Genomic DNA, 6564 nt, shown 5'->3' on the forward strand with positions numbered 1-6564 from the left:
AGGTAGGCCTCGAGGATCTTGTTGGTCGTGCGCGGATAGACGTAGTCGGTGCCCGCCAGCACCCAGCGCTTCACGCCGATGTCCTTCATCAGGTAGTCGACGGCAGGAATCGCCTGCTGGTTCGGCGCGGCGCCGGTGTAGAAGACGTTCTTCGACGATTCCTCGCCTTCGTACTGCACCGGATAGAACAGCAGGCCGTTGTTCTTCTCGAACACTGGCAGCACCGACTTGCGCGATACCGAAGTCCAGCAGCCGAACACGACCGAGACCTTGTCCTTGACCAGCAGCTGCTCCGCCTTCTCGGCGAACAGCGGCCAGTTGGACGCCGGGTCGACGACGACGGCTTCGAGCTTCTTGCCCAGCACGCCGCCCTTCTTGTTCTGCTCGTCGATGAGCATCAGGACGGTGTCCTTGAGCGTGGTTTCGGAAATGGCCATGGTGCCGGAGAGCGAGTGCAGCACGCCGACCTTGATGGTGTCGGCGGCGTTCGCGGCGCTCACGGCGATGAGTGAGACGGCGGCGGCGAGTGTCGCCAGGCCGCTGAGTTTGCGTTGATGATTCATGTCGAGTCCTCGTCGTTTGATTGAGTCTCTTTCGTCTGTGGGGCCGGCTTCAGCCCAATGGCACTGACTTAGGCCGTGCAATCTGTTTCCTCTGTAGGTCAGGCTTTAGCCTGACTCTGAAAAAGGCCGGCTAAAGCCGGCCCCCACAGGCAGAGCAAATCCTTAAGTCAGTGCCATTGAGGCTTCAGCCGGCCATTTTCAAATCTGCACCTGCAGACCGAGGCCGATCTGGCTGTAGTCGCCGCCGGTATCGGGATCGAAGCTCTGGTCGATGTAGAACAGGCTGATGCGGGCGTTGAAGTCCTTGATGATGTAGTTGACGTTCAGCTCCAGCGTCTTCTGGTCGACGTCGTCGAAGGCGTCGTACTCGTAGGTCGCTTTGCCGTACTTGGCGAGCGCCTGGAACTTGCCGATGCCGACGACCGGCGCGAAGAGGTACGCGCCGAGCACGTAGTAGCCGTCTTCCTTTTCGTAGGCGAAGCCGTTCGGTGAGGGATAACCGCCGAGCCCGTCGTACACGCCGTACTGCGCTTCGATGGTGAATGCGCCGCCGTTGCCGACTTTCTTTTCCATCAGGAAGTCCACGGTGTAGGCGTTGTCGCCGCTCGCCGTCTGACCCGCGAAGCCGACCGCCAGTAGATCCTTCGCGCCGTAGTACGTGCCGTTCAGGTAGTAGCCCGCTTCTGCGTCCCAGAAATCGAGTTGCACGCGGCCGGCCCAGAGCACATCCGACGAACCCGTGGTGGGTTCATCGATGGCGTTCGCGATATCGAAGGCGCCGACCGACACCTTTGCGATGCCGAACTGGCCCCAGTACATGAGTCCATCCGCGCGTCCTTCGGTCTCGAACGGGTAGCCGTCCTGCACGCCGTCCCGATACACACCCCAGTGGCTGGCGTAGTAAGGACCATAGAGGTTCGCGCGATCGCTGGGCGGCAGGAACCGTCCGGCCCAGACATTGAACTTGTCCGAAAACGAGAACTGCGCGACCGCATCGATGACGCGGATCTCTTCGTCGTCCGAGTTGTACTCGGTGTTGAACATCAAGCTGAGGTAGTCGGTCGCCTTGCCGCTGATGTAGATGCGCGCGCTGTTGAGCGCGAAGTCATCGATGGTCTCGTCAGACGCATCGAAGTCCGTACTGCTGAAACTGGTCCGCACGCCGGCGCCTACGGAAACGGGCGGCAGATTGATATCCGCCGCACGCACGCTGACGAGCGGCGATGCCAGCAGCGCGGCACCGAGCGCAATCGCCGCCGCCTCCGGTCTGAAATTGAAAGTGTTGGATTGGTGACGCATGAACGGTGCTTCCTTTGGTGATTTGTTGCGAGCGTTCGACTCGGGCCAGGAATCTGTGCGTCAGGAAGCTACGGACCGGCCTCGTCCGCCGGTACGGGGCGTTTGACGTACCCCCCTGCGTCATTTGACGTAGGCGGAAAGATGCGTGGCTGCAGTTGATCCAATAGAGTGCAGACCGCAAACGGACTGCACCGGAAGACCGCAACCGACGACGACGACTCAAGGAAGCGAGCGCCCTGCTTCGCTGGCACATCGCTTGCTCAGCGGATCGATGGGGAGAGAAGTACAAGCGGACCGGCCAGGACCGGCATCGCGAACGACACCAACACTCGAATGACGGCCAAACAACGAATCGTTCGCGAGCGGCGGCAGTACAACCAGTGGGTTGCCAGCCAGACGCTCGAAGACTATGCGCTGCGCTACACGGCGGATCGCGCGCGCAAGTCGACGTTCAGTGTCGGCAACACGGCGCTCGGTCCCATCGCCTTTCTCGCCTGCGAGGCCATCGGCGGCGGTCTCACGCTCGCCTACGGATTCTCGAACACCGTCTGGGCCATCGCGGCATTCTCGATTCTCATGTTCCTCATCGGCCTGCCCATCGCCTACTACGCGGCGAAGGAAGGCGTCGATCTCGATCTGCTGACGCGCGGCGCCGGCTTCGGCTACATGGGCTCGACGATCACCTCGCTGATCTACGCCTCGTTCACGTTCCTGCTGTTCGCGTTCGAGGCCAGCATCCTGTCGATGGCGCTGGCGATGTTGTTCGACATGCCGCTGTGGGTGGCGCACATCATCAGTTCGCTGGTGGTGATACCGATCGCGATCTACGGCATCAGCCTCATCAGCAAGATGCAGATCGTGACGCAGCCGGTCTGGCTGATCCTGCAGTTCCTGCCGCTCATCTACCTGGCGTGGAACTACCCGGACGACGTGGGCAACTGGACCAGTTTCACGGGCCGCGAAGGCAATGCGAACGGCTCCGTCGACTTCCTGCTGTTCGGCATGGCCGCGTCCGTGCTGCTGTCGCTGCTGCCGCAGATCGGCGAACAGGTCGACTACCTGCGCTTCATGCCGAAGCGCACGAAGGAGAACCGCGTCGGCTGGTGGACGGCGCTGCTGACGACGGGTCCGGGCTGGATCCTGATGGGCGCGTTCAAGCTGATCGCCGGTTCATTCCTGGCCTTCCTTGCCCTGAAGCACGGCATTCCGGCCGAACAGGCCGACGAACCGACGGAGATGTACTTCCTCGCCTTCCGCGAGACCGTGCAGTCGCCGACCTTCGCGCTGATCCTGATGGGCATCTTCGTCATCGTCTGCCAACTCAAGATCAATGTGACGAACGCCTACGCCGGCTCGATCGCCTGGTCGAATTTCTTTTCGCGGCTGACCCACAGCCATCCCGGCCGCGTCGTGTGGCTGGTGTTCAACGTGCTGGTGGCGCTGCTGCTGATGCAGACCGGCATCTTCAGCGTGATCGAGAGCATCCTGCTGATCTACGCGAACTTCGCGGCGGGCTGGATCGGCGCGCTGACGGCGGACCTCGTCATCAACAAGCCGCTGGGTTTCAGCCCGAAGCACATCGAGTTCAAGCGCGCGCATCTGTACGACATCAATCCGGTCGGCGTCGGTGCGCTGCTGATCTCGGTGGTGCTGTCGACACTCGCCTTCATCGGCACCTTCGGCAAGGTGGCGCAGATCCTCTCGCCGTTCATCGCCCTCTTCAGCGCCTTCATCGCCGCGCCGCTGATCGCGTGGGCGACCCGGGGTCGCTACTACATCGCGCGCTCGCCTTCCGGATTGCCGCAGGGCGCCGAACTGCGCTGCACGATCTGCGAAAACACCTTCGAACGCGCCGACGTGGCGATGTGCCCCGCCTACTCCGGCCCGATCTGTTCGCTGTGCTGCACGCTCGAAGCGCGCTGCCGCGACCTGTGCAAGACGGACAGCCGCTTCACCGAGCAGCTGCGCAACTTCCTCGCCGCCGTGCTGCCGGCGCGCGCAGCCGCGGCCTTCAATACGCGGGCCGGGCAGTTCGTCGGGCTGATGCTGCTGTCGATGCTGGCCATCGGCATGTTGCTGTCGCTGATCTATCACCAGTCGGGCCGCACGCCGGCGGAGCAGGAAATCATCGGCACGACGCTGTGGGTCGTGTTCCTGAGTCTGCTGGTGCTGTCCGGCATCGCCTCCTGGATCATCGTGCTGGCGCACGAGAGCCGGCGCGCCGCCGAAACCGAATCGGCGCGACAGACCACGATGTTGATGGACGAGATCGAAGCCCACAAACGCACCGACGCGGCGCTGCAGCGGGCCAAGGAAGTGGCCGAGGCCGCGAATCTCGCCAAGACGCGCTACATCGTCGGCGTCAGTCACGAGATCCGCACGCCGCTCAACTCGATCTTCGGCTACGCGCAGTTGCTGGAACGCGGCATCGCCGGCCCGTCGGACAACGCCGTGCGCGTGATCCGGCGCAGCGCCGAACATCTGACCAACCTCATCGATGGCCTGCTCGACGTCTCCAAGATCGAGAACGGCATGCTGCGCCTGAACCGCGACAAGGTGCAGCTCGTGGAATTCCTCGACCAGATCGTCGACATGTTCAAGCTGCAGGCGGCCACCAAAGGCATCGATTTCCGCTATCAACGGCCGCCGCATCTGCCGCTGCACGTCTTCACGGACCAGAAGCGGCTGCGCCAGATCCTCATCAACCTGCTGTCGAATGCCATCAAGTACACCGAGCGCGGCCACGCGAGCCTCACGGTGCGCTATCGCAACCAGGTGGCCGAATTCGAGATCGCCGATACGGGCGTGGGCATTCCGCCGGAAGACATCGATCGCGTCTTCGAGCCGTTCGAGCGCGGCCGCACGCCCGACGTGCGTTCGATTCCCGGCACCGGTCTCGGACTCACGATCACCAAGCTGCTCACCCAGATCATGGGCGGCGAGATCATTCCGCGCAGCACGGTCGGCCAGGGAACCACGTTCACCGTCCGGCTGCTGCTGTCGGAAGTCATGCACGAACAGCCCGAGCAGGCGCATCCCGGCATCGTGTGCGATCACGACGGCCCGCAGCTCACGCTGCTGCTGATCGACGACGATCCGCAGCACATCGAGATCATGCGCAGCCTGCTGCAGCCGCTGCGCTTCCGTCTGCTGATTGCCTCCGACGGCGCCACGGGCTTTGCGCTCGCGGCTGAACACCGCCCGAACCTGGCGCTGGTCGACATCTCGCTGCCCGACATGACCGGCTGGCAGATCGCCGCGCAACTGCGCGCCACGCAGCAGGCAACGCGCATCGTGATGGTGTCGGCCAACGCGCACGAGTTTCATCCGGGCGGCGGCGAAGATTCCTCGCACGATGCCTTCGTCATGAAGCCGATCGACATGCAGGCGCTGCTGGACTGCATCGGCACGGTGCTCGGACTGCACTGGGTCTACGAGAAACCAGCGACAACCGCAGCAACGGACAACAGCACGTTGCTGCCCGCGCAGTCGCGACATCACCTGGACGATCTGTACCAGCTCGGCCGCATCGGCCACGTGCGCGGCATCCAGGCGAAGCTGCGCCAGATGGAAGAAGAAGACGCCGCCAACAAGCCCGTCGCGACGCATCTGCGCACGCTGATCGTGAGCTTCAATCTCAAGCGCTACATGCGCGTCGTGGAGGAAATGCGAAATCATGGCTAGCGAAGCCCTGCGTCGCGACACCATCCTGGTCGTCGACGACACGCCCGAAACGCTCGGCTTTCTGACCGACACGCTCGATCACGCCGGCTACACGGTGCTCATCGCCACCGACGGCGAAGGCGCGCTCGACCTGGTCGACCAGATCACGCCGGATCTGGTGCTGATGGATGCCGTCATGCCCGGCATGGGCGGCTTCGAAGCCTGCCGCCGGCTCAAGCGCGACAAGCTGCTGGCGCATCTGCCCGTGGTCTTCATGACGGGTCTGAGCCAGACCGAGCACGTCGTCGAAGGGCTTGCGGCCGGCGGCGTCGACTACGTGACCAAGCCGATCGTCGTCGACGAACTGCTGGCGCGCATCCGCGTCCATCTCACCAATGCCCGCGTCGCGCATGGGACGCATGTCGCGCTCGACGCCACGGGCCGCTTCCTGCTCTCCACCGATCGCAGCGGCCGCATCCTGTGGTGCACGCCGAAGGCGCGCGAACTGCTCGCCGAACTGTTTCCCGCGCAGAGCGAAACCGCCGCCAGTCTGCCGACGGCGCTGATCGAACAGTTCATCCAGCCGCGCCAGGACGCGAATCGCAGCGCCTCCCGTTCGACACTGGAGATCGGCAGCCGCCGGATCGAAATCACCATGCTGAGCGCACTCGGTCCCGACGAACTGCTGTTCCGGCTCACCGAGGTGATGACCGGCAACGAGGAACAGGTGCTGCAGAAGTCGCTGTCGCTGACGTCGCGCGAATCCGAAGTCCTGCTGTGGATCAGCCGCGGCAAATCGAACCGCGAGATCGGCGAGATCCTGACGATCAGTCCGCGGACGGTGAACAAACACCTGGAACAGGTGTTCGTGAAACTGGGCGTGGAGAATCGGGCGTCGGCAGCGGCGCGGGCGGTGAGGACGTTGGCGAGATAGGCAGGCCCGTCGTCTGATCCCCTCCTCCGCGAAGCGGGGGAGGGTTAGGGAGGGGGCCCTCCTACTGTGGGGCCGGCTTCAGCCGGCCTCCGGGGATGTCAGGCT

Annotated in this window: 4 protein-coding genes; 2 read left to right on the top strand and 2 right to left on the bottom strand. The window is 63.6% G+C overall.

Annotated features, from left to right (window positions below; all coding sequences use genetic code 11):
• Together V7D81_RS22595 and V7D81_RS22600 are read right to left on the bottom strand one after the other, a co-directional pair.
• Nucleotides 1-563, bottom strand: a 563-nt coding sequence (locus V7D81_RS22595; RefSeq protein WP_324320578.1) for a transporter substrate-binding protein, incomplete at its 3' end; no start/stop codon positions are given.
• Nucleotides 564-761: 198 nt separating this feature from the next.
• Nucleotides 762-1862, bottom strand: coding sequence for a hypothetical protein (locus V7D81_RS22600; protein WP_324320580.1), 1101 nt, complete (start codon nucleotides 1860-1862; stop codon nucleotides 762-764).
• A gap of 333 nt (nucleotides 1863-2195) precedes the next feature.
• Between V7D81_RS22600 and V7D81_RS22605 the strand changes: the two genes are divergently transcribed.
• Together V7D81_RS22605 and V7D81_RS22610 are read left to right on the top strand one after the other, a co-directional pair.
• Nucleotides 2196-5546 (top strand): hybrid sensor histidine kinase/response regulator, encoded by a 3351-nt coding sequence (locus V7D81_RS22605; RefSeq protein ID WP_324320582.1) that lies wholly within the window; start codon nucleotides 2196-2198, stop codon nucleotides 5544-5546.
• Nucleotides 5539-6459: a response regulator transcription factor gene (locus V7D81_RS22610; RefSeq protein ID WP_324320584.1), complete on the top strand. Its 921-nt coding sequence runs from the start codon at nucleotides 5539-5541 to the stop codon at nucleotides 6457-6459. Before V7D81_RS22605 ends, V7D81_RS22610 begins: the two co-directional genes overlap by 8 nt.
• The last annotated feature ends 105 nt before the right edge of the window (nucleotides 6460-6564 follow it).

Source organism: Povalibacter sp. (assembly GCF_036735925.1).
Lineage (GTDB): Bacteria > Pseudomonadota > Gammaproteobacteria > Steroidobacterales > Steroidobacteraceae > Steroidobacter.